The 22,095-nt window shown below is 45.4% G+C and carries 22 protein-coding genes; 6 read left to right on the forward strand and 16 right to left on the reverse strand.

Translation table 11 applies throughout. The features are described from left to right. Positions 1–269 precede the first annotated feature (269 nt). The 6 genes from AC0YN4_RS26900 to AC0YN4_RS26925 form a co-directional block, all read right to left on the reverse strand. Complete coding sequence (locus AC0YN4_RS26900) at positions 270–1,703, reverse strand: reverse transcriptase domain-containing protein (protein WP_475837262.1); 1,434 nt, start codon at positions 1,701–1,703, stop codon at positions 270–272. A gap of 26 nt (positions 1,704–1,729) precedes the next feature. Next, on the reverse strand, positions 1,730–2,377 hold the full coding sequence (locus tag AC0YN4_RS26905; RefSeq protein WP_475837263.1) for an SLATT domain-containing protein: 648 nt from the start codon (positions 2,375–2,377) through the stop codon (positions 1,730–1,732). Between the two features lie 774 nt (positions 2,378–3,151). After that, the gene (locus AC0YN4_RS26910; protein ID WP_475837264.1) at positions 3,152–3,625 is read right to left on the reverse strand and encodes a hypothetical protein; all 474 of its coding nucleotides are present in this window, start codon (positions 3,623–3,625) and stop codon (positions 3,152–3,154) included. A gap of 530 nt (positions 3,626–4,155) precedes the next feature. Then, positions 4,156–5,091 carry an SIR2 family protein gene (locus AC0YN4_RS26915; protein ID WP_475837265.1) on the reverse strand — a complete coding sequence of 312 codons (936 nt, stop codon included), beginning with the start codon at positions 5,089–5,091 and terminating at the stop codon, positions 4,156–4,158. Continuing rightward, entirely contained in the window at positions 5,088–6,122 is a 1,035-nt protein-coding gene (locus tag AC0YN4_RS26920) for a ParA family protein (protein ID WP_475837266.1), read from the reverse strand. Before AC0YN4_RS26920 ends, AC0YN4_RS26915 begins: the two co-directional genes overlap by 4 nt. 354 nt (positions 6,123–6,476) lie before the next feature. Continuing rightward, positions 6,477–7,331 (reverse strand): sulfurtransferase, encoded by an 855-nt coding sequence (locus AC0YN4_RS26925; protein ID WP_475837267.1) that lies wholly within the window; start codon positions 7,329–7,331, stop codon positions 6,477–6,479. Between the two features lie 195 nt (positions 7,332–7,526). Here AC0YN4_RS26925 and AC0YN4_RS26930 point away from each other — a divergent pair, with 195 nt between their 5' ends. The 3 genes from AC0YN4_RS26930 (at position 7,527) to AC0YN4_RS26940 (ending at position 9,431) form a co-directional block, all read left to right on the forward strand. Then, the gene (locus AC0YN4_RS26930; RefSeq protein WP_475837268.1) at positions 7,527–8,390 is read left to right on the forward strand and encodes a hypothetical protein; all 864 of its coding nucleotides are present in this window, start codon (positions 7,527–7,529) and stop codon (positions 8,388–8,390) included. 196 nt (positions 8,391–8,586) lie between these two features. Then, positions 8,587–9,099, forward strand: a complete 513-nt coding sequence (locus AC0YN4_RS26935) for a GNAT family N-acetyltransferase (protein WP_475837269.1) — start codon at positions 8,587–8,589, stop codon at positions 9,097–9,099. A 128-nt stretch (positions 9,100–9,227) separates the two neighbouring features. After that, entirely contained in the window at positions 9,228–9,431 is a 204-nt protein-coding gene (locus AC0YN4_RS26940; RefSeq protein ID WP_090983907.1) for a DUF378 domain-containing protein, read from the forward strand. Between the two features lie 94 nt (positions 9,432–9,525). Here AC0YN4_RS26940 and AC0YN4_RS26945 read toward each other — a convergent pair whose 3' ends face one another. The 3 genes from AC0YN4_RS26945 to AC0YN4_RS26955 form a co-directional block, all read right to left on the reverse strand. Then, positions 9,526–10,827, reverse strand: a complete 1,302-nt coding sequence (locus AC0YN4_RS26945; RefSeq protein ID WP_475837270.1) for an EAL domain-containing protein — start codon at positions 10,825–10,827, stop codon at positions 9,526–9,528. A gap of 109 nt (positions 10,828–10,936) precedes the next feature. Beyond that, positions 10,937–11,242 (reverse strand): 4a-hydroxytetrahydrobiopterin dehydratase, encoded by a 306-nt coding sequence (locus tag AC0YN4_RS26950; protein ID WP_475783841.1) that lies wholly within the window; start codon positions 11,240–11,242, stop codon positions 10,937–10,939. 43 nt (positions 11,243–11,285) lie between these two features. Further along, on the reverse strand, positions 11,286–11,579 hold the full coding sequence (locus AC0YN4_RS26955; RefSeq protein WP_475837271.1) for a hypothetical protein: 294 nt from the start codon (positions 11,577–11,579) through the stop codon (positions 11,286–11,288). Positions 11,580–11,842: 263 nt separating this feature from the next. Here AC0YN4_RS26955 and motA point away from each other — a divergent pair, with 263 nt between their 5' ends. Both motA and motB read left to right on the forward strand, forming a co-directional pair. After that, positions 11,843–12,643 carry a flagellar motor stator protein MotA gene (motA, locus tag AC0YN4_RS26960; protein WP_475783660.1) on the forward strand — a complete coding sequence of 267 codons (801 nt, stop codon included), beginning with the start codon at positions 11,843–11,845 and terminating at the stop codon, positions 12,641–12,643. Then, entirely contained in the window at positions 12,627–13,442 is an 816-nt protein-coding gene (motB, locus tag AC0YN4_RS26965) for a flagellar motor protein MotB (protein ID WP_475783659.1), read from the forward strand. The genes motA and motB overlap by 17 nt, the downstream gene beginning before the upstream one ends. A 37-nt stretch (positions 13,443–13,479) precedes the next feature. On the opposite strand, the gene cuyB is transcribed toward motB, so the two are convergent. The 6 genes from cuyB to AC0YN4_RS26995 form a co-directional block, all read right to left on the reverse strand. Beyond that, the gene (gene cuyB / locus AC0YN4_RS26970) at positions 13,480–14,178 is read right to left on the reverse strand and encodes a cysteate racemase (RefSeq protein ID WP_475837272.1); all 699 of its coding nucleotides are present in this window, start codon (positions 14,176–14,178) and stop codon (positions 13,480–13,482) included. 46 nt (positions 14,179–14,224) lie between these two features. Then, positions 14,225–15,739 carry a Mur ligase family protein gene (locus tag AC0YN4_RS26975; RefSeq protein ID WP_475837273.1) on the reverse strand — a complete coding sequence of 505 codons (1,515 nt, stop codon included), beginning with the start codon at positions 15,737–15,739 and terminating at the stop codon, positions 14,225–14,227. 80 nt (positions 15,740–15,819) lie between these two features. Continuing rightward, complete coding sequence (locus AC0YN4_RS26980) at positions 15,820–17,001, reverse strand: carboxylate--amine ligase (RefSeq protein WP_475837274.1); 1,182 nt, start codon at positions 16,999–17,001, stop codon at positions 15,820–15,822. Positions 17,002–17,266: 265 nt separating this feature from the next. Beyond that, complete coding sequence (gene rluF, locus AC0YN4_RS26985; RefSeq protein ID WP_090983899.1) at positions 17,267–17,962, reverse strand: 23S rRNA pseudouridine(2604) synthase RluF; 696 nt, start codon at positions 17,960–17,962, stop codon at positions 17,267–17,269. A 32-nt stretch (positions 17,963–17,994) separates the two neighbouring features. Then, the gene (locus tag AC0YN4_RS26990; protein WP_475837275.1) at positions 17,995–18,741 is read right to left on the reverse strand and encodes an NAD(P)H-binding protein; all 747 of its coding nucleotides are present in this window, start codon (positions 18,739–18,741) and stop codon (positions 17,995–17,997) included. A 34-nt stretch (positions 18,742–18,775) separates the two neighbouring features. Further along, complete coding sequence (locus AC0YN4_RS26995) at positions 18,776–21,004, reverse strand: PAS domain S-box protein (protein ID WP_475837276.1); 2,229 nt, start codon at positions 21,002–21,004, stop codon at positions 18,776–18,778. A 373-nt stretch (positions 21,005–21,377) separates the two neighbouring features. On the opposite strand from AC0YN4_RS26995, the gene tadA reads away from it, so the two are divergent. Continuing rightward, a complete protein-coding gene (gene tadA / locus AC0YN4_RS27000) occupies positions 21,378–21,863 on the forward strand; it encodes a tRNA adenosine(34) deaminase TadA (RefSeq protein ID WP_090983895.1) in 486 nt (161 codons plus the stop codon). Here tadA and AC0YN4_RS27005 read toward each other — a convergent pair. Next, the gene (locus tag AC0YN4_RS27005; protein WP_475837277.1) at positions 21,769–22,041 is read right to left on the reverse strand and encodes a Spo0E family sporulation regulatory protein-aspartic acid phosphatase; all 273 of its coding nucleotides are present in this window, start codon (positions 22,039–22,041) and stop codon (positions 21,769–21,771) included. The two genes, tadA and AC0YN4_RS27005, sit on opposite strands and share 95 nt — an antisense overlap. Between the last annotated feature and the right edge of the window lie 54 nt (positions 22,042–22,095).

Here is a 22,095-nt window from a genome sequence, read left to right on the forward strand (position 1 = left end):
GCACTTTCCTTATTTGTAAAAAACATGAACCATCCGATGGTAATAAAAAGAAGATTGTTTTAATAGTTTTATCGATGAAATAAAGATACTATATACTCTTTCTCATAAAAATGTTGTAAGATTCTATAATTATTTTTTGGATCCTCAACACCAGCTAGGTTACATTTTAATGGAGCAATCTGACCGAAATTCTTAACTTTATTTTTCTTCTTAATTTGCCTACCAACACAGCAGCACTAGGGCCTTAGACACAGCGAAGAATTATAGATCTATTCCAATATATAAATTTCGGTAAATTCTACATAATCACTGTTAACCTCTCTTATTCTACTTACCAAATCAACGCTATTAAAATTACTTTGATATAAATATGCTACTGCTACTAGAGTATCTCTAAAAGTAAAAACTTCTTCTTTATAGAGATAACTTAAAATTTCTTTTACTTTTCTACCATCATCAAATATACTATTTTGTTTTTCCAAGAACCTATAAATTAAAATGAATAGTACTGTAAATTGAGTAGGATTAAATAATATATATCTCCAGTTTTCTATTATTTTAATTAGTTTTTTAGAGTCTAAGCCCCTCCATTTACCTGAGAATATTATATTATTTAATACCTTTCCAATTTCCTCTCCATTAATAGACAAGTATCTCTTCATTAAAATAGAATATTCCTGAAGATCTACTCCGTTCTCTCTTTCAAGATCACATAGTTTCTCAACTAATTCAGCAAGCTCATCATTTTCTAATACTTCTTGAGCCTTAATATCCACAAGCTTCTCCGTAGAATAATGGGTTTGATCATAATTTATCTTTATTAGTTCATAATCACTCTCGTATTCTTCAGCTGATAACATTTTTGTTTTGCTGGAATTAATAACTAGCTGATCTTCCCATAAAAAAAAACTGATCTCATTTAATAATCTATTGTTCCTCTTAACACTATTTATTCCATCTAAAAAAACTATATACATGTCATCTACAAATCTAACCATTTGTAAATTATCTCTAAAAAGAACGGATTGCATCTTCCTATCAAAATCAATCAGGTAGAACTGTGCTAATATTGAAGATGCTATTGAATAATGAATCTGAGGAAGGCTGTCGAATTGGCAATGAACAAAAAAGTATTCTAAATCATCAATTAACTTTTCATCCCCAAATATTCTTCTTAGCTTTTTCATCAGCTCACTTATTTTTATAGAATGAAAGAAATCCTGAATATCAATTTTCAAAACCGGATAACCAAAAAACTCCTCTCTCTTCTCTTGAAACTTTTTATAACTCTCATTAAATTGAGCTTGTTTTTTTATATTTGTATGTAATGGATCAATATCTAAGAATCCCGAGTAAAAAACACTCATCATCCCACGAGAAAAATCTAATTGTGTGGTATTCTTCAGGTACTTTTCTACTAATTTAAACACCAAGGTAGTGTAATATACATAATAAACTGGACTGATAAGATACATCCTTCTTGGAGTAAAGTAGTCACTTTTATAAATAAAATCTCTGACTTTGCGGCACTCACTTTTAGAACAAAATTCTACCGCCGATTCATTAAAAATGGAGATATCATAATCATTATAGTTGCTAAATGTCCGAATATTAGCAATAGCTTGTGGGTTATATTTTTTCGAGTATGACATACTCATTACATACTTTAGGGCTAACTGAGCTATTTGGTTTGACTCACACATATACAAAGCTCATCCTCAATTTTTTATTAATAACACAAAACATAAATTGCAATGAGTACAGGAACAACAACTATTACCACTCTATTAAAAATCATATTAAATTTATCAACAGTATTATCGTTTATATTCTTTTTTCCACGTAGTTCTTCTTCCTCTACCGTACTTTGAACTGGCGAAATTTTCGATAATCGTTTTTCGTTATCTATAGGATCGTGGTTCTCGTTATTTTTAATTGATATCTGGTACTGGTTTATAATTGTTTCATATTCACTAATGAGATTGATTTTCATTTCACTTTTTTCTAACGCGTTGTACCGAATAAATATTATTTTTAATCTTAGAATTAAATCTTCTATTTCCAACTGATGATAATGGGCTTTTAGAGATCTTTTATCATAACTCTGCTCGTTTATATAATACTGTAATAGTATTGCATAAATAGAAAATACCCCCGAAAACACACTTAAAAAGGAGCTGTTTAGCTCAGGAACTAATGAAAAAATCACAAAAATGACTGCTTCTAAGTTTAAAAAGAAAAATATAACTTTCCAACTATCACTGTATCCTTTTAACCTTTCACCTAGGTACATCCGGTTTTCTCTTGTTGTATTAAATGAGTTTATCTTCTTATTTATTTCTTCAATTATTGTTAAGTTAGAGTAATCTTTTTTCACCAAATTCCTCCTGAGCTACTAGTCGTGACTAGATATTTCGACAAATTTATCCAATTACCTGCTCGCTTCTCATATAATCTTTTCTCCTTACATTATCCACCGGGGTTGATTCGTAGTTGATAAACTGAGGATCCTATCCTTTTGTTGATTCAAAGGCTCTACCGATAAACGGGGTCAAGTCAATCTTCAACGATCTGGACTATTTTAACAGCACTTGTTGACTCCATGTTGACTTAAATGCATAAAAATACAGAGCATCGGCATCCACACGCGCTCTGTATTATAAACTTACATACTACTATTCCCCTTTCTTTTCTTCTTTGTTCCCGACCGCTATCGGATTCCCCTCATACATAATCCAATCACTCCAACTGCGCAATTACTATGGTACAGTTTATTTTATCACTCTAAATGTGAAGACGTTAAGAGCCTGCCAAAGGGCAGGCTCCATCTTTATAAAAACAGAATTAATGATTCACCTTTTAGCGTGATAAAAATTCTGTCAAAGATAATGCTTAATGCATTATTTCCATACTCTACACTTGCCCTTCCACCGGTATGGAACGGGTCTAATTCATAATGAAGAAATCCAGGGAGCAGACCGTTCGAGAATACATTCACTACTGTAACTCAATGATTATTCACACAAAACTAAATAACTTGTTGCCAATTGATTTTCGACGATTGGCCGCTTAACTTAAAAGGTGTATTGATCCCTGTCTCAGAAACGGGGTCAGTCTAGTCCCAAGCTTTTATTTTAATCTGTGTAAAGCATTACTTTAGGATCTTATTCGCTCTTAGTATTGCAGAGCATAGCCGGGTTGTTACATCTCTTCCATTTTTAGCAATTATCTCCCATTCGTCTAATGGTAGTACATTTCCGGATTTGGCTAAATAATCGCGTAGGTCAGCTTGACCATGTTGAAGTGGATTTCTTTCATCTTGACTCCAATTCAGAACATCTTTAAGAGGTGTAAGATTTTCTACGACATTACCATCTGCATCTTTAATTTGATGGATTGCATTGAATACATTTATATTTGTATAGTTTGTACTTCTGCTCAATTTATTTAATCTAGGTTTTAAATTACGAGGAACAGTGTGACCAAGTTTATTAAGTAATGATTTAGTTCTATCGTCAATAATTGAATAGTATATAAAGATTGCTTCTAAATAATATTTAGCTTCAATTGCCTCATTTGCTCTTTGTAATAAAATTTGATACCATACGCCTTTTGATACGCTCACTTTATTACCCTCTTTTCAATAACTTTTATTAGTTTATCGTTTCCATCTCTTCCGTGGTGACAACATCCTTTTTGGGGACTTTACTCTGGTATTATTAATTCTATCACCAAATTAAATGGAAATATTTGTAATAATATCTTCAGATTAAATTGACCTCTCGGCAATCCGGATAACGAAACGCAACCGTCCGGTCATTCTTGATGATACCAATGCACAGCAGTTTGTTTGGAATACGCGTTAAGCTCGAAGCGCTCTGTAAATACTTCAGAGTAGCTTGTTGATCTGCTGTTAATTTCGAAGCATAAAAAACACAGAGCGATGGGGCTGGTGACACCGTGTCTGTATTAGAATACTACTGACAGTTATGCTTTTCTAGGATACTCTTCATCCCCCACCGTAATCGCGTTCTCACTATACGTAATCCAATCACTCCAATCACGGAATTTGCTTCAACATGATACGCATAAATCGCTCGGTATACAAAGTGAGAACCGAGACTATATAATTCTACAAATCGTGGTCATGCTAACTTATTGTAACCCGTTCTCACGACGATGAGTTAACACTAGCTCTAAAAGATCATTCAATGCTGGCACAATTAATTCATACTTTCCTGCGGGATACTCTAAGAATTCTAAATTATAAGTGGATTTTACCGCTTTTTTCACCGATAGATTCCAGTTATCTCCTGACAATATGTAGTGTGGTCTGGTACACTTTGATGATATATTGGCATTTTCTAAAAGAAGATTTATATCAGGGTCTGACAGACCATTCCCAATAAAAAGCAGAGTATTTACAAGGAACAATGAGTCTAATATTCGATAAAATGATGAATATCGATCCCTAGCGGCAAAATAATCGCCTCTTGTTAATATTGTCTGTGTTGTATTACTGACACAACCATGAGCTTTTAAAATTAATCGTTTCCTTGACCTTATGTCATCAAGAACATTACTATCATAATACTTGAGAACATTATATGAAGGTTGTTGCATACACAAATTATCATAGATTTTATCATAGTTGGTTGTTATGACTATTTTAGGATCTAGTAACAAAACAGTTTTATGGATTTCAGACGGTTGATAAGCATCCGTAGGGTTAAATTCTTCTTGCATGAAATCATCATAGTCACCAGGGTTAATATGGTCTTTCATAATTTGAGCAGCATCTAAATAATTTTTCTTAACACAGAATTCACTAGCTACTGCTTTCGCATCTTCATTATTCATTCTTCTTATGCCTTCTCTTAAAAAGCCCCCCCAATCCTTAGGACTTTTACCGATACTATTTTGGGAAGCAGCAGAGGCACCCGAACCAAGGACAATAACACATCTTCGCTCTGCTAATTCAGCAACTAGGGAAGATGGCCATTTAATGACCTCCCTATCTTCAATCGTACCTTCCTCTTGTAACACTTCCTTGGGCAGAGATACATCCATAATATTGGATTCTGTAGTCATGAAACCGCCCCCTCTATATTTTCAAGAAGGCTCTCAGTAATTAACTTTAGCATTTGGTTGTAGTTATTAAGTTGTGCATATTGGGAACCTACCACGCCATCTCTGCCTTCTAATAAAAAAATTGGTACATTTGCAGATTGTGAAAGTGGCACTAAACTATAAAGATGTGGCACATCTCCTAATCTCAGCTTATTCTCATCCACTTTAGCTGGCACAAAGCCTTTTAAATTAGATTTAATTTCACCCGGAATTTTGTTAAGAATTGTTTCAAATGCTCTCGTTGGTCTTGTTCTACTGCCAGCACTCTTCGTAACAATATACTGCTGTACAGTGTAACCAATAAATCTTGATTGAAACTCAATGTTCCCTACAATGCTTGTCCTATATTTATCAACTAACTCTGTTTTTCTTTCACTAATGAAGCTTAGGTTTGAATTATAAAGGGCATGCCAATCATTTAACCATTCCGATATATTGTTTACTCCCATAATACTAAAAGTATCGCATCCCATCGGACTCACAAAAAAATCACATCCTAATAGGATTGTTCTGTTGAGTGCACCTAGACTCGGACCCACATCATAAATAATAATGTCATATGACCCTGACATTGCTGAGTTTAACTGATAGCACCAGTTTGTCGTTCTTAATGCACCTACATCATTGTTTAAATCCAACCATGCTCTACTGAATTTATCCTCAAACAATGAGATCTTGGGGTGACCAGGTAGTAAGTCGACATTAAATCTGTTCTTATTCTTTTCTACAGGCTGAATATTGACATTTATATTCGCATTCCCCTCTTCTAGGGGAAGTATTACATCAAGAATTGTATTTCTTGGGCTAGATCCAAATAAATCCTCAGTTTCTTGAGCCGATAAAATATATTGTGTAGCATTACACTGTGGGTCTGCATCAACAACTAGTACACTTTTCTTGTGAGCTGTGGCTAAATAGGATGCTATATTGCAAGTTAGTGTTGTCTTACCTACCCCACCTTTATTATTAAAAAAACATAGGCTAATAGTCATATTTTCACTCCTTCGATACTATTAATATTCTCTAACAACAGAGTACTCCAATTGACCATATTTTCCAATAAATTTTTGGTTTTCTCTCCTACACGTACTACAAATCTTTAACGATACAAAATTAATTTTCTGTTGATTGACCTTCAAAAATCTATATTTGTTGATTTAGTGCATGTCATTGTTCGAAGATAAAGAAATAGTATTACTCCGAAATATAAGAACAAACTTTAGAAGCAAGATTTACACTAACTCATTGTCTAGGTAATTGTTGACTCCGTGTTGACTTTGACGCATAACAAAAACAGAGCGACGGCATTTAGCTCACCGCGCTCTGTTTTTGAAGTTTACATACTATTATTCGCCTTTTGGCTCTTCTTCGTCCCCCGTCGCAATCGGATTCCCCTCGTAACTAATCCAATCACTCCAGCTCCCCGCATACAGCCTTACATTCGTAAAGCCGGCTTCCTGCAACGCCAGCACATTCGGACAAGCCGTCACACCCGAGCCGCAGTAAACAATCGTCTCGCCGTCCTGCGCCAGCCCTTCGAACCGCGCCGACTGCTCCTCGGCGCTCTTCCACTGCCCGTTCGCACTGCGGCCTTCCGCCCAGAAGCGGTTAATCGCGCCCGGGATATGACCGGCTACGCGGTCGATCGGCTCAACCTCGCCGCGATAACGCGCGCCTTCACGCGAATCAATAAGCGTCACGCCGGCTTTGCCCAGCTTCTCCTGCACTTCATCGACCTCAACAAGCATGTTATGCTGCACGGTCGCGAAGAACGGACTAGGAATAAGAACCTTTTGGTCCGCCGACACAGGGAAACCAGCATTCTTCCAAGCCGTAAAGCCTTCATCCAGCACAAACACCTGCTCATGGCCGAGGTACTTGAGCAGCCACCACAGACGTGATGCCATTGCACCACCTTGATCGTCATAAGCAATAACACGCGAAGCATTGCCAATCCCCGCGCGACTCAATGTTCCCGTTAATTCTGCAATGTCCGGCAGCGGATGTCGACCGCCATGCTCCGTAATCGCCGAAGACAAATCCTTCTCCAGATCCAAATACACCGCACCCGGAATATGCGATTCGTTATAAGCCTCACGGCCGGACTCCGGCTTGCCCAGCTGGAAGCGGCAGTCCACGATTACAACATCCGATTCATACATACGAGCGAGCAACCATTTGAGCGATACGATATTTTTCATTCTATTTGCCGCCTTCCTTATCCTATTGAATAGACTCCATTAGCTTAAATTATACATGATTTCAATTGGCCAATTGTAGTTTTGACATAGCTCGTTTACAAAGTATTTAGCTTGTATTGACGACTGGCGAACAAATCTCCCTTACGATCACTTAGGATTACCAAATTCCAACAGTTGAAAGGGAGTTGACGATTAATGTTTAAACGTTTGTTGCTCACCGCTTCACTTGCTATTACAGTTGGGGCCACCTTGCTAATGGGATCCTCCATGGAGCCGACTACGGCGCATGCCGCAAGCAACATGGTACCGGACTACGAAGTGAAGCTGCTGCTGAATCCGGCTGTCGTGCTGGGGAGCGATTTTAAGCTGACAAGCACGGTACTAAGCACATTTAGCATGCCGACAACCGTAACGAAGATGAACGTCGCTTTCCTTGACACCTCCGCCAAAGATATTTACAACAACGGATGGAGCCCGCGCATTCGCAAAACAGAAGGGGAATCCGACTTCGAGCTCAGCTACAAGAAACGCTACGCCATCACGAACAATAATATCAACGCAGCCCTGACACAGGCGAACAACGAAGGCTTTAACTCCGGCGACAGCAATTATGAAGCACAAGTGGAATGGGGTTACCAGAAGCAAACCCTCAGCATTACTCGCACCAAGAGTGGCAGCAAATCCGGTTATAGCGGCATGGATCTTCCCTCGATCACTGACGCTCGCAGTCTGATGATTAGCAACGCGCCTGATAAGTTCAACAACTGGGTCTCCAGTGGATGGGGAACAACCAAGCTGCAAAGCTCCCGCTATTATGGCCCCGTGTTAGCTAAACGTTCGGTAGGCACTTGGAGCGGCATGCAGTTATACATTGAAGTATGGCCGATAAAGAACGCTGCAGGCACCGGTACCGAGTACGTCGTTGAGGCTTCCTTCAAAACAACCAGCGTCACGACAGCTTCCACCAAACATGACCAATTGATCACCTTCCTGCAGGGTAAAGGCTGGTTCCTAGCGCAGGATTCGCTCAAAACACAGCTAATCATGGACCGCTACTAAGTTCGGCCGATAACTCCCTCTCTTGCAAGCAAATCGAAAAAGGTGGATCGCAATTCTTTTGCGTTCCACCTTTTTCATTTCACACAGCCTCCCCCGTTCTTGCAACCCCGCTTCCACGCACTACCCATTTCTGCTACGATAAAGAGGTTTACAATCCCTGAATTCCGAAATTCCGCCACAAGGAGCCAACGCATCCATGACCGCTTCCACCGACACCGACCAAGCCCTGCCTGCCAAATCCCAATTTACCGTCGTGCCGCTATCCGACGCATTAGCCGAGGAGCTCAGCACCTGGCGATATGAACCACCCTACGATTTCTACAATTGGTCCACCTGGGAAGTCATGCAGCAGCTCGGCATCGAGTTTGGTGACGCCTATGTCCGGAAGCAGCAATATGCCGCGGTGACGAATGAAGACGGCCACTTAGTCGGCTTCGCACAGTTCTTCCCCTTGCTCGGCGTAACCCGCATCGGACTTGGATTACGACCAGACCTATGCGGCACAGGATTCGGTCTTTCACTGGTACAAGCCATAGTTGCAGAAGCCATCCACCGCGCACCAACCGACGAAATCGACCTTGAAGTGCATGTCTGGAACACGCGCGCCATACGCACCTACGAACGCGCCAAGTTTGTCATTACCGACACTTATGCCAAGCAAACAGCCACCGGATCGGTCGACGTACACTGCATGTGTTACGCTCCATAATCGCACATATACGCACAACAGCGCGGCCTTACACGGGCGGCGCTTTCTTTTTTATCGTGCTAAAAGCTCCCGATGCCGCATATCCGTAGTAGTGTCACGAGTCATTACTTTTAAAGGAGGCGGGTCCAATGAAAGTTTTGAACATCGTCAGCTTATTAGTCCTAATTCTCGGCGGCCTGAATTGGTTGGCAGTGGGGCTATTTGAGTATGATGTCGTTTCAGAAGTTTTTGACGGGTCAGATTCCGTAGGGGCCAAGATCGTGTACATTGTTGTCGGGGTAGCTGCCCTATACAGTTTATCCTTCTTCTCCAAAGTGTCGGCAGAAGACTAACGTCCCCCCCTTCCGCACCCAAGCGGATAATCCATCGTATGACAAAATAAGAGCCCGTCCCAAGCGCTTCCTGCGCGGGGCGGGCTCTTTTCTATTAGCGTTCACCTTCGAGCTCGGCCGCATCCAGAAACAGAATGCAGCTGCCGCCAACCGGTACCGATATAGTCCGGATGCGGTCGAAGGAATCGAGATCCGTGTACGTCTGCGAAACCATCGCTTGAGGCCGATCTGTGAACTGAGCAGATAATGGGATAAAATAAGGCCGCCAGCTCCAATTATGACCCTGATATTGCGGCTCTCTATGCCACCCACCATCGCTGACTCGTTGATAATTAGCGCTCATTTGAATGCCGTCTTTGCTGCATAGATAGAGGCGAATGCAAGGCGAGTCTGCCAAAAGCACCCCGTCCAGCAGCGCCTCAATGAACTCATCTCCTGCAGCACAGCCGCGATTAGCGAATGCCTCCCATACCTGATCAACCGCCAGCTGCACCCGTTCCGCTTCCGCACTCCAGTGCCGCTCTACATGCAGCATTCGTGCCCGGCGCCGATCCAGTCCCGCCTCCAGCAGTCCGGCGAACGACAGTGCCGGCCGGAAAGCGGCCACCGCAGGCGAGAACAGAAACCCCTGCACATACCGTGCACCAATTTCAATCGCCCGCTGCAAATCTTGCTCGGTTTCCACGCCTTCCACCAGCAAGGAGGCGCCAATTTGATCCGCCAATGTAGAGAAGGAGCGCATCACGCCATAGTAACCGCTGTGCCGCTCGCTCTTCTGGAGCATATGAATATCGATCTTCAGAATATGAGGCTGAATTTGGGCAATACGGTCAATGCTGCTAAACCCGCTGCCCACATCGTCGATAGCAATCAGGCACCCATAATCCCTGTATAAATCCACTACCGCGCGCAGCTGCTCCATCGGCCCCAGAAACGACTCCTCGGTAATTTCAATGACGACCCGCCGCGGATCAATCTTATATTTATCAAGCAGCTGCAGCGTCGGAAGCTCCCCGGTGGCCACATAGGTTTGATAAATCCACGAAGGCTTTAAATTAATGAATAGCTTCCCATACTCCGGATCACTCGCCGCAAATTTCGCCAGCGCCTGCTCCCGCAAGTTTCGGTCCACCCGAATCTGCTCCGCCATCGGCACGGTCTTGTCCGCGAAGAAAGGCCCCACACTCCGTACTCCTTCACCCGCGCGAATGCGACCAAGCGCTTCATAGCCCATGATCCGCCTCGTATCAAGCGCAAGTATCGGCTGATAATACGGAACAAGTCGACTGATCATATCCTTATATAGATCCTCATGCAAGCCATTTTGCATGCGCTGCGCTTCCGCCATCACCGTTGCTCCCCGAATCTTGGAATATGATGTCATATTTTCTGACATCGCTAGTTCCACCTATTGTAAAGTAGCCGCATTAGGTTGTAAAGTCTCCGCCCACATCTCTTACAAATCACCCAATAATAGGGGCGTAACCAGCACAAAAAAACGCCGATTACCCGTTCCCGGGAATCGACGTCCGATAGACCTCATTATAGCGCTCCGCCGACTGCATATCGAGCTCCGTTAAGCCCCCCGCATGCCAAGTCGTCAAACGCAGCGTTACTTTCTTGTAATCAATGCCAATGAACGGATGATGGTTCATCGCCTCCGCAATGTCAGCAACCTTACCCACGAAGGCAATCGCCTCCACGAACGTGCCGAATCGGTAGCTCCCCTGCATCCATTTCTCATCCTGGCGTGACCATCCGGGGAGTGCCGCAATAGCCTCGTCAGCCGCTTCGGATTGCATTTTCACCATTTTAACCAATAGGCGCACCTCCCCCATATCATTCAGAACGTCCTTAAATTAATCGGATTATCCGAATTTCCTTCTGATCCACCGACACTTCAATAACGTGATGTTTCGGACGGTAAGCCACGACACCTCCGCCTACATGAAGGACAGGCTCCTCACCTAGCGCATAGAAAACATCATCTGCGAGCGCCTCCATTAACTCGACTCGCTGCGCTTCCTCCAGATCTTCCCAGTCCGCCGTCTCCATTTCGAAGAACAGATAGCCATCCCCGATAGAATGCATGGCTTCCGCCAACTCGCTTAGAATATCGCTGTATTCCCTTGCATGTTTAACTCCCATTTCCAATTGCCCCACTTTCAGCTCTTATTCTCGCCTCTTATGTCTTCATTTTACACGAAATCAGATGAAAACTGCTAAAACATCCATTTTGCTCTAATCTGAGCGCTCTTTCTGACGATAATAAATAGAGATAGAATTGTCGAAATGCTGTTCATTTTGTCAGTCTGACACATCAGATTGTCTAAAGCTGTTTCCCGTTCTCCGGGGCATAACCGATTAGGTCGGTTACAATGTCCTTATTATCTTATTAGACGAGGTGTGTCATGGAAAAATCTACTGTAATTGGTATCGCACTTGGACTCATAGCCGTTCTCGTCGGTATGACGCTGAAGGGTGCTCCAATCTCCAATTTAGCTAACCCCGCTGCATTTATGATTATCATTGTCGGAACTGCAGCCTCACTCTTCATTGGCTTCCCGCTGAGCGAACTGAAGAAATTCCCGAAGCTGATCAAAATGATCTTCACCGTTCAGAAGCTGCTGCCACGCGAAGAAGTCATCGCCCTCTTCATGGAGTGGGCAACAATCACACGTCGTGAGGGCCTTCTAGCACTAGAATCCAAAGTAGACGATATTCAAGATATGTTCCTTCGCAATGGGATGAGAATGATCATAGACGGTAATGACCAAGACCTCGTACGCGACGTACTGCTCGAGGACATTGCCGCTACCGAAGAACGTCACCGCGCGGGAGCTCTTATCTTCTCCCAAGCCGGCATGTATGCACCTACGCTCGGGGTTCTTGGCGCCGTAATCGGCCTGATCGCGGCACTTGCCGATATGAGTGACATGGAGAAGCTCGCACATGCGATCGCAGCCGCGTTCGTTGCTACTCTTCTAGGTATATTCACCGGTTATGTATTGTGGCACCCCATTGCCAATAAGCTCAAGCGTCTTTCCAAGCGTGAGGTTGAACTGCGCCTCATGATGGTTGAAGGCCTGCTGTCCATCCAATCCGGTGTTTCCACCATCGCGATTAACCAGAAGCTCTCGGTCTTCTTAACACCAACTGAACGTATTAAACTGAGTCAGAAGGGAGCCGAGGCCGTTGAGCAAAAAGCATAAAAGCGAACATCACGAGGAGCACATCGACGAAACCTGGTTGATTCCATATGCCGATCTCCTTACCCTATTACTCGCCTTATTTATCGTATTGTATGCGATGAGTTCGACCGATTCGAAGAAATTTCAAGATATGAGCAAAGCCTTCAATATTGCGTTCAGCAGCGGTATTGGCGTACTGGAACAATCCGCAGTCATCAGCAACGCCCATCAGTTTGAAGATGCCACTCAAACCAGACGCCGCGAAGCCAACGAAGATATGCAGAAGAAAGACATCGAGGCTCTGAAGCAGAAGGAACAAGAGGACCTCGAGAAGCTCAAGAAACAAGTCGACCAGTACATTAAGACGAATGGCCTGACTACGCAGCTCGATACGAAGCTCAACCAATCCCAGCTTACGATCACGATCTCCGACAGCTCCTTGTTCTCACCGGGCAGTGCGAAGGTCAAGCCGGATTCGCGCAAGCTGGCCGTTGAAATTTCCAACATGCTGCAGAAGTACCCGGATTACGAAGTGAAAGTATCCGGCCATACCGATAATGTACCGATTAACAATAAAGAGTTCGAATCCAACTGGGAGCTAAGCTCCATGCGGGCCATCCGTTTCATGGACATCCTGCTTCTGAATAAGAAGCTTGATCCGCATCTATTCAGTACAATCGGCTTCGGCGAGTATCGCCCGATTGCGCAGAATACATCCAACGTTGGACGTGCCAAGAACCGCCGCGTTGAAGTTTCGATTATTCGGAAGTATACCGATGCCAGCAAAGATGCCACTGTATCCGTAGCTGCGACCAAATAAACAAAAACCGTCAGAGGGTTCTGACGGTTTTTCACATTTACAGGGACAGCTCGATGGAACGCTTCACCAGCACATCCATCGCATCGACACAGTGCTGCTTCGTCCCTTCGCTAAGGGGAACAATCGACAGCTCCGTGCAAGCGATAATGATACACTGACATCCATCTTCCGTAATTAACAGATGAATGATATCCTCAAGCTCCTGCGGGTCGATTTGCACGCCGCGCTTGATATCCTTGTAGATCATATTCATGATTTGCTGCTGCATCGCATCTGACGGCAGATGCGGCACGAGCTTATGCTTCCGCGCAGATTCACTGTAGATTCCGCTGTGCAGCGTCCCATTCGTAGCAAGAATGCCGACTTTACAGCCATCGCCATATGCCTCGTGGATGACCTTGATGGACTCTTCCACCATGTTGATAATCGGAATCTGCGTCATCTGCTGCATCTCGTCTACGTAGTAATGCGCCGTGTTGCACGGGATTGCGATATTGGATACCTCGGCATACTCCAGCAGCCGGATATCCTTCTCAATCATCCGCAGAAACTGTTCGGGACTATTCTCAAGAATGACATGAGTTCGATCCGGAAGCGAAGCATGATTGAGTATGACCATATCAATATGATCCTGATCTCTGTCCGCAACCGTACTCTCGATAATTTGATCGATAAATACGCTCGTCGCCTTCGGCCCCATTCCGCCAAGTACACCCAACCGACTTCTCTGTTCCATCATTCAACCTACTTTATATGAGTTAATCTATAGCATTCGTTATTCGTTACCCTTCTTGGCCTTGCTCCGAAACCGCCGATTTCGTATCGTTCAGCAGCTTTAACGCAATTTCCGCCCCCGGGTCCATCCCTTGACAGCCCGCCAGCAGAATCACATCTCCGCGTTCTGCCTTCGACAGCGCATAGGAGATCGCATCCGGCAGCTCACGATACAGCTTCACGTCCATGTTCGCTTCCGCCATCACTTCCATGAACACATCCGCTTCCTCGTCGGAAACGGTATTGTTCTTGTTCACATGAGACTCACTGCGCGTCGCGATAATCTCATTCATCTCGAGACGGTTCATCCATTTCACGATCGCTTCTGCATTCTCACGATTAATGATCGGCCCACGATTGCCACGGATTGCGTAGACAAAATGGCACTGCTCATAGTCCATGTACCGCAGCGTTTCCAGCGTCACGTCGATGTTCCCCGGATTGGCAAAATGATCATCGATCATAATGAACGCATCTTCGTGAATAAACTCGAATCTGCGCTCTACACCGCCGAAGGTCCGCAGCGTTTCCTGAATCGTTGCAATGGGTACGCCGCACAGCAGCGCTATTGCGATTGCCGCCATCGAGTTGTAGACCGAATGCAGCCCCGGAATGCGCAGCTCAACGCGGAACTCGCTAGGCGTATACGCGACTCCGTCTCCCTCGAACGGCTTCCTAATTTCAACCGTAAACTTGGCGCGTCCGGTCGACAAATCCAGATCCTTGCAATACAGCGTACCCTCGCTGCTCTTCAGACCGTAAGTCACGACCTTCGCGCTTGTCTGATCGACCAACGAAGCCGAATACTCGTTATCCAGGTTAAGCACAGCATAGCTATGCTCCCCGGCCCGTTTAATCAAGCTCGCCTTAGCCTCAAAATAATTCTCGAACGTCCCATGAGAATCAATATGCTCGCGGCTTAAGTTATTGAAGCAAACAATATCGTAATCTACCGTCTCTACTCGGTGCGACTCCAGCGCGGCCGAGGAAACCTCCATGCTGACATGCGATACGCCGCGATCAACCATTTGGCCCAGATAGGACTGCAGATCAAGCGATTCCGGCGTCGTCAGCTCGGATGGAATCTGTACATCATCGATTTTGATAATAACCGTACCCATGAGTCCGGTCTTGAGACCATGATGCTCCAGAATCGCATTGGTCATATAGGTCGTGCTTGTTTTCCCGTTGGTCGCCGTAATGCCGATCATCTTCAGCTTCGAGGACGGATGACCGAAGTAAGCATCCCCCAGCTGCGCCATCGCAATGCGGCTGTTAGGCACGACATATTGCGGAATCGGCACATCTTCTTGGATATACTCAACAATTGCGGCAACCGCGCCGCTTCTAACCGCATCGCGCAAATACTTGTGACCATCCGTGCTATAGCCAGTTATACAAACGAATAGGTGCCCCGGTGACACCTTCCGTGAATGATAAGAAATGCCGCTGATCGTGAGATCCTCCGCCTGGAACGACTCGATAATCGTTGTCGCTTGAAGCAGTTCCTGTAATCTAGTCATAGAATGAATCCCTTCTTTCTACCCGCATAGCACCAAGTTGACGTCCGTCTTATAGCGCCTGCTTTGTAATCGATCGTCGATTATCTGCTGAATCTGCCTAATGCTTTGCCTGCTAACATACCTAGAAACGCGAAAGCCGGCTTCGGATCCTTCCAATCCCAGATCGCGTGCGCCTTAGGCTTGAAATACGAAGCGAAAACTTGTCCCACGGTAAGCTGCTTAGTCTTGATATAGTTGCGAACCGCCAGCAGATCCTCATACGCATACCAGAATACAAGACCCGTATCCTTCTTGACCGCATGCGGCGGCAGCGGCGAGCCTGTCAGCTCGCGGTACGTAATATAAGGAATATTCACGCCTGTGCGGTACAAGAGGTTATTTAAATTCGTTATCCGAACGTTGATTTCGATTAAGTAGTATTGGCCTGTTACGGCATCCTTCTTGAACTCGATCTCCGCGAAACCTTTGAACTTCACGGCTTCGAAGAATTTGGCACCAAGGTCATACAGTTCAGGAACATACCGCTGCCCCGTGTATACGGAAGCACCGAAGTTAATCGGATATTGGCGGAATTTCTGGCAGGTTACCCAGTGCGTCACCTTCGCATCCTGGTTCATATAGGCGTCGAACGTATACATATGATCGTCGAAGCCTGGAATGATACGCTGTACGATAACTTCAAGACCCGCTTCATGTGAGCGTGCAATCGCTGCTTCCAGCTCTGTCTGGTTATTCACCTTAAATAGCTTCTTGCGAAACTTAGCTACGAATGACGGGGAATCAACAGGTTTAATAATGCATGGATATTGAATAATCGTGTCGATTTTCTCTTGGAAATTGTCTTCGCCAACACGAACCGTTTCCGGAACCGCTACACCCATCTCTAATGCGATTCGCTGCAGTGTTTCCTTGTTCATCAGCTTCGTATAGAGACCTTTCTCCGTCTGTGGAATCAAGAAACTCTCTCTCAATTCATCGAGATACTCGTCCACCACTTCTACATAGGAATCGTGGCAAGGAATGAGAACCGGCTTCACGGTCTGCTTGTCCGCATAAGCCTTCAGAAATTGAATAAAACCTTTCGGGTCTTCTTTATAGTGAGGCGCAATCAGCCGCTCTGAGCAATATTTGGACTTCACGGCATACGTGTTTTTATCCGTATAATCGACCGCAACCGTATGTATGCCATGAATGCCTAAGCAACGAATCGTGCTTAAACCTATATAATAATTACATCCCAATATGACGGCCTTGTTGCTCATTAACAAACGCACATCCTGTTTGAATATATTTTTTTATAAATACCTCTATGCAAAGCGTTGACAATCCTATATAATTTTACTTCATGTATTCTAGGATTACAAATGTTATTATTGCTAGCTATAGAGGTAAAATCGACCGTTTAAACGACTCTAAGCAACGTATAGGAACGCCTACACGTTGCTTAGAATTACAAGAAACCAACACCGCCGACCCCATGTCGGACGATGTTGGTTTCTTCTTATTTCCCGGGAAAAGTGTCGAAACTTATTGATAGTTGAGCAGCGTGAACAGTTCCTTCAGCTCGCCATTCGTAAGGTCGCGCCATTTGCCGCTCGCAAGCTGTCCTAATTGAATATTCATAATCCGCACGCGGCGCAGCTTCCTGACATTGTAGTCGAACGTCTGGCACATCCGCCGAATCTGTCGGTTCTTTCCTTCGGTCAGCGTAATCCGGAATACGCGGTCGCCTTCCTTCACTACCTTACAAGGCAGCGTCATCGCGCCTAGTATACGAACGCCTTCACTCATCGCCTTCAGAAATCGTGGCGTGACAGGCCGGTCTACGGTCACGATATATTCCTTCTCGTGTTTGCCTTCCGCCCGCAGAATTCGGTTGACGATATCGCCATCATTCGTAAGCAGAATTAGCCCTTCCGAATCCTTGTCCAGTCGGCCAATTGGAAAAATCCGCTCCGGATGCCCGATATATTCAACAATATTGCCCTCGACCTGCGATTCGGTTGTGCTTGTGATGCCAACCGGCTTGTTCAGTGCAATATAGACATGGCCTTTCTGCTCGCCGATCACTTTCCCATCGATCCGTACATCGTCACCAAGCTCCGCTTGGCTGCCAAGCTCAGCCGTGACGCCATTAATGGAAACGCGTCCGCCCTCTACCAACTTATCCGCTTCACGTCTGGAACAATAGCCTGTTTCGCTAATAAACTTGTTAATCCTCAACTGCCGTGTTCACCCCGCATGAAAAGTGCTTCTTATAGCTGTATTTTAGCTTGTATTGCATCATTTTCATAGATTTTTACGAAAGTTCCCGCTTCTTGCCCCGTAATCGCGACAGCCGGGCGGCACAAGCTAACCATGAAAGCAGCGACATCCTCTGCTTCAACAGGTCGGTACTTACGAAGCGCGCCTTGCATGATGAGCTTCAGCAGCGGCGTGAGTAAGATAGCCGCCTTCTCCCCGAGCCTGAACTCTTCCCGCTTCCCCAGCAGCAGAGACGGTCGCACAATGTGCAGCTCCCGCAAGCCAAGTGCGCTCAGCTGCGCCTCCATCTCACCTTTGACCCGGTTATAGAAGATCGAGGACGATGCATTCGCTCCCATAGCGGAAACAATGATCATCTTCGCCGCTCCGTGCCGCGCCGCCCATTCCCCAAGTGCCACCGGATACGCCAAGTCTACCTGCCGAAAGGCTTCTTGCGTCTTGGCCTTCTTGATCGTTGTGCCCAGCGTGCAGAAGACGATATCCGCTTCTACGCCGGCCAGCGCCTCATCCATGCGGTCGAAATCCGCTGTGATCACCGTCAGCTTCCTGTTCGAGCCGATCTCGTCAGCAGTAGTACGGAGCGGCCTGCGGACGAGAATCGTAACGGCGCTGCATCTGCTGTCTTGCAGCAATTGCCGCAGCAGTGAAGCACCCACAAGACCGGTAGCTCCAACCAGGAGCGCTTTGTATGGCGCCGATGCCTCCATGCCTATCACCTTCTTGTATGTATTGTTCATAGAACGTGGCCATCCATGCAGCTACCCAAGCTACTTAAACTTCAAGAAGCGCCTGCTCTTTGTTTAGCGGCAGCAGGATGTTCACCGTCGTACCCACATTCACTTTGCTCTTGATCTCCAGCATCCCTTGATGCGTCTGAATAATGCGCTGGCTGACCATGATACCGAGCCCGGTTCCCATATCCTTATCGGTGTAGAATGGGTCACCCAGCTTCGCGATCCGCTCTTCCGGAATGCCGATTCCTTCATCCGTAATGGATACGTTGACATGGTGCTGATCATTCCGCCTCGCTTCAATCGTGATCCGCCCGCCCTCCGGCATCGCTTCGATCGCATTTTTGAGCACATTGATAAACACTTGCTTCAACTGGTTCTCTTCACACGAGATTCGGCAATTCTCTAGGTCAAAATACGTCTCGAACTCAATATCGCACAGATGTGCCTGGCTATCGAGCAATGAAATGACATCGCCAAGAATAAAACGAACATCCTTCACCTCAAAGCGCGTCGCCTGCGGTTTAGCCAGGATGAGAAACTCGCTGACGATCAAATTAATACGATCAAGCTCCGAGAGCATAATATCCACATGACGTGTATTGAGCTTCTCGGTTTCGAGCTGCAGCTGCAGAAATCCTCGCAGCGTCGTTAGCGGATTGCGAATTTCATGGGCTACGCCGGCTGCCAGCTGGCCGACTGTCGTGAGCTTCTCTGACCTGCGCAGCAGTTCCTCCATCTTGTTACGGCTTGTCATATCGCGGGTTATACTCGCGATGGCACGGAGCTCTCCGTGCTTGTCTTGGATTGGCGATGTCGTTGCACTGACGGATATCCAATCGCCGTTCTTCGTTACTCGCAGCGTCTCGCGAGCGGCGAGCGGCTTACCCGATTTGAGCAGCTCCATGGTTTGCTGCTCTTCTTCGTACAAATGCTCCGGAACAAGCGGAAGCATCTGCCCGATCGCCTCTTCCGTCGTATAACCGAACAATTGCTCGAATGCTCGGTTCACCTGTGTAATGCGGCCGTCCAAGTCCACGACATGGATGGCATCTGTCGTATGATTAATGAATGATTCCAAATACTCTTTCATGGATCGGTTCTCTTCGAACGCCATTTTCAGCTTCGTCATATAGATGTTGAGGTTCTTCGACATGGCATTCACGCGCTGCGCCAGCTGCCCTAATTCATCCTTCCGCTTGACCTCGATGGTATCGTCGAATCTCCCGAAGGACACCTCGTTTACCTTCCACAGTATCGAACGGACCGGCCGCAGCAGAATATCCGATAACCAATAGCTGCAGAATACAACAACGATAAGCAGCACAATCGAAATAAAGATTTGATTGTTACGCTGTTCATCCGCCAGCTTCATAATCGGCGCCTTGTCGAACACAAGCCCAATCACATAGGGAACAGGCTCTTTCAGCGCAATAAAGCTCTTTATTACGGCATGATCGTTAATCGTTTCCTCGCGGAACACCATTTTGCCCTGCAACGATTCCTTCATACTCTTCTTATCTTTCTCTATTTGCCCATATTCATAACTGCCGAACGAAACCGCTCGTTCCTTCAGCTGCTCGATGCTCACGATAGAAGGAATTTCTTTAATGGGCTCGTCACCAAACAGGTCCGGATTAAATCCCGTAATTTCCAGTATCGTCGGATTACCCGTCTTCAGTTCCGCTAACAATGAAGTCGTATGGGAGATCTTCCGTATATCTGTGAATTGGTCGCTTTTCATATAGAATCGAATGATGTAGTCCAAGTTACGGTCCGTATAGAAGCTCTCTTGACCCAGAACCGTATTGTCGGTCAGCGTCAGCTTGTCCGGTCCTATCCAAAACTCATAATTAAGCGTCTCCTGCTCGATCGTTTGAGATTTGTGTGAAGCCCAAACATTACTGGCATCGCCGATCTCCGGCGGATTAGTCGATTGGACGACATAATACTTTGTGCCTTTCTGCTTTAGCAAAGACATGCTCGTAACGCCAACATTCTCTGCAACCTGTCTCAGTTGCTCATAAGTGACCTCATCGGCATGATACGGCAGCTGGCTCGCTGCAGAGAACGAAGCCAACTTCATCTTATCGGACAAGACCGTTTGAACGAATTCGATTTCCCTCGTATTTTGAATGACGTTTGCCGCAACCTGCTGACTGATCGACATCATTTTGAGCTGAATGTCGTCCCTTAGATTGACCCGCGTCGAATATTCGTTCAGAATCACATTAAGAACGAGCAGCACGAATACAATCAAGGAAATCATGACAGATAGTTTAGTTTTAACCGACAATATACGACACATCCTTTGACACCAGCCTGTTGACAGCTACTTGGATCATACCATAATTGGCATAAAATGAAAGCAATCTCGCGCATCATTTCCTCTTTTCACTGAGCAAAAAAAGTCGAATCGGGTGTGCGATATGTTGGTATGCCCAATAGTTATACACATGTTTCTCCCCATATTCACAGGACAATTTAATAGTTTGTGTACAGATCTGTGAATAATCACGAGTTATCCACAATTCTATGCACAACCTGTTAACAACGAATATTTGTTCGCGGCACAATTCGACAGTCGATTGACGTCGAATGGGTATAACTCATTATATAGAACAGGACCGGAGGCATAATTCATGACGGCGATTGGGACGGATTTTTTTCGAGAAGAAGACTATAAGTGGATGCAGGAAGCCATCCTGGAGGCGAAGAAAGCGGAAGAAATCGGTGAGGTGCCTATTGGCGCGGTCATTGTGAAGGATGGCGAAGTCATCGGCAGGGGCTATAATTTGAGGGAGACGAATTTAGATCCGACCGCGCATGCGGAGATGATCGCGATTCGGGAGGCTAGCAAGCATTTGAATGCGTGGAGGCTGCTGGACTGTACGCTTTATGTGACGCTGGAGCCATGTCCGATGTGTGCTGGGGCACTGGTACAGAGTCGTATTCGAAAAGTGGTGTACGGCACAACCGACCCCAAGGCAGGCTGCGCCGGCACATTAATGAATTTACTGCAGGAGCCTCGCTTCAATCATGAGACTGAGCTACTTGGCGGTCTGATGCAGCAAGAATGTTCGGATTTATTAACCCTCTTTTTCCGTCGTCTGAGAAGGCGTATCTAGCAGCATCGCTTACTAGTTCTTCTCGCTGAATCTGTTGTAGCGTTACGATAAGTTCATCTGCAGCTTCACTTATTGCAAGTACCTCAGGGTCAGTTAAACTTCCGCGGGCTTCAGCCATTTCGAACAGCTTTGTACGAAGCACCTGCAACTCATGGAGTAGGTTCATTTTGTCATTCATGACGCCCTCGGTACATCTCCTATCACATCTACTTAGTTACAGTTAGTAACTACA

Source organism: Paenibacillus sp. J22R3, assembly GCF_056269305.1.

Bases quoted from the DNA above. Each gene is read 5' to 3' on its own strand.
- AC0YN4_RS26900 (WP_475837262.1), bottom strand. From the start codon at position 1,703: ATGTGTGAGTCAAACCAAATAGCTCAGTTAGCCCTAAAGTATGTAATG.
- AC0YN4_RS26915 (WP_475837265.1), bottom strand. From the start codon at position 5,091: ATGACTACAGAATCCAATATTATGGATGTATCTCTGCCCAAGGAAGTG.
- AC0YN4_RS26920 (WP_475837266.1), bottom strand. From the start codon at position 6,122: ATGACTATTAGCCTATGTTTTTTTAATAATAAAGGTGGGGTAGGTAAG.
- AC0YN4_RS26925 (WP_475837267.1), bottom strand. From the start codon at position 7,331: ATGAAAAATATCGTATCGCTCAAATGGTTGCTCGCTCGTATGTATGAA.
- AC0YN4_RS26930 (WP_475837268.1), top strand. From the start codon at position 7,527: ATGTTTAAACGTTTGTTGCTCACCGCTTCACTTGCTATTACAGTTGGG.
- AC0YN4_RS26935 (WP_475837269.1), top strand. From the start codon at position 8,587: ATGACCGCTTCCACCGACACCGACCAAGCCCTGCCTGCCAAATCCCAA.
- AC0YN4_RS26940 (WP_090983907.1), top strand. From the start codon at position 9,228: ATGAAAGTTTTGAACATCGTCAGCTTATTAGTCCTAATTCTCGGCGGC.
- AC0YN4_RS26945 (WP_475837270.1), bottom strand. From the start codon at position 10,827: ATGTCAGAAAATATGACATCATATTCCAAGATTCGGGGAGCAACGGTG.
- AC0YN4_RS26950 (WP_475783841.1), bottom strand. From the start codon at position 11,242: ATGGTGAAAATGCAATCCGAAGCGGCTGACGAGGCTATTGCGGCACTC.
- AC0YN4_RS26955 (WP_475837271.1), bottom strand. From the start codon at position 11,579: ATGGGAGTTAAACATGCAAGGGAATACAGCGATATTCTAAGCGAGTTG.
- motA (WP_475783660.1), top strand. From the start codon at position 11,843: ATGGAAAAATCTACTGTAATTGGTATCGCACTTGGACTCATAGCCGTT.
- cuyB (WP_475837272.1), bottom strand. From the start codon at position 14,178: ATGGAACAGAGAAGTCGGTTGGGTGTACTTGGCGGAATGGGGCCGAAG.
- AC0YN4_RS26975 (WP_475837273.1), bottom strand. From the start codon at position 15,739: ATGACTAGATTACAGGAACTGCTTCAAGCGACAACGATTATCGAGTCG.
- AC0YN4_RS26980 (WP_475837274.1), bottom strand. From the start codon at position 17,001: ATGAGCAACAAGGCCGTCATATTGGGATGTAATTATTATATAGGTTTA.
- AC0YN4_RS26990 (WP_475837275.1), bottom strand. From the start codon at position 18,741: ATGAACAATACATACAAGAAGGTGATAGGCATGGAGGCATCGGCGCCA.
- AC0YN4_RS26995 (WP_475837276.1), bottom strand. From the start codon at position 21,004: ATGATTTCCTTGATTGTATTCGTGCTGCTCGTTCTTAATGTGATTCTG.
- tadA (WP_090983895.1), top strand. From the start codon at position 21,378: ATGACGGCGATTGGGACGGATTTTTTTCGAGAAGAAGACTATAAGTGG.
- AC0YN4_RS27005 (WP_475837277.1), bottom strand. From the start codon at position 22,041: ATGAATGACAAAATGAACCTACTCCATGAGTTGCAGGTGCTTCGTACA.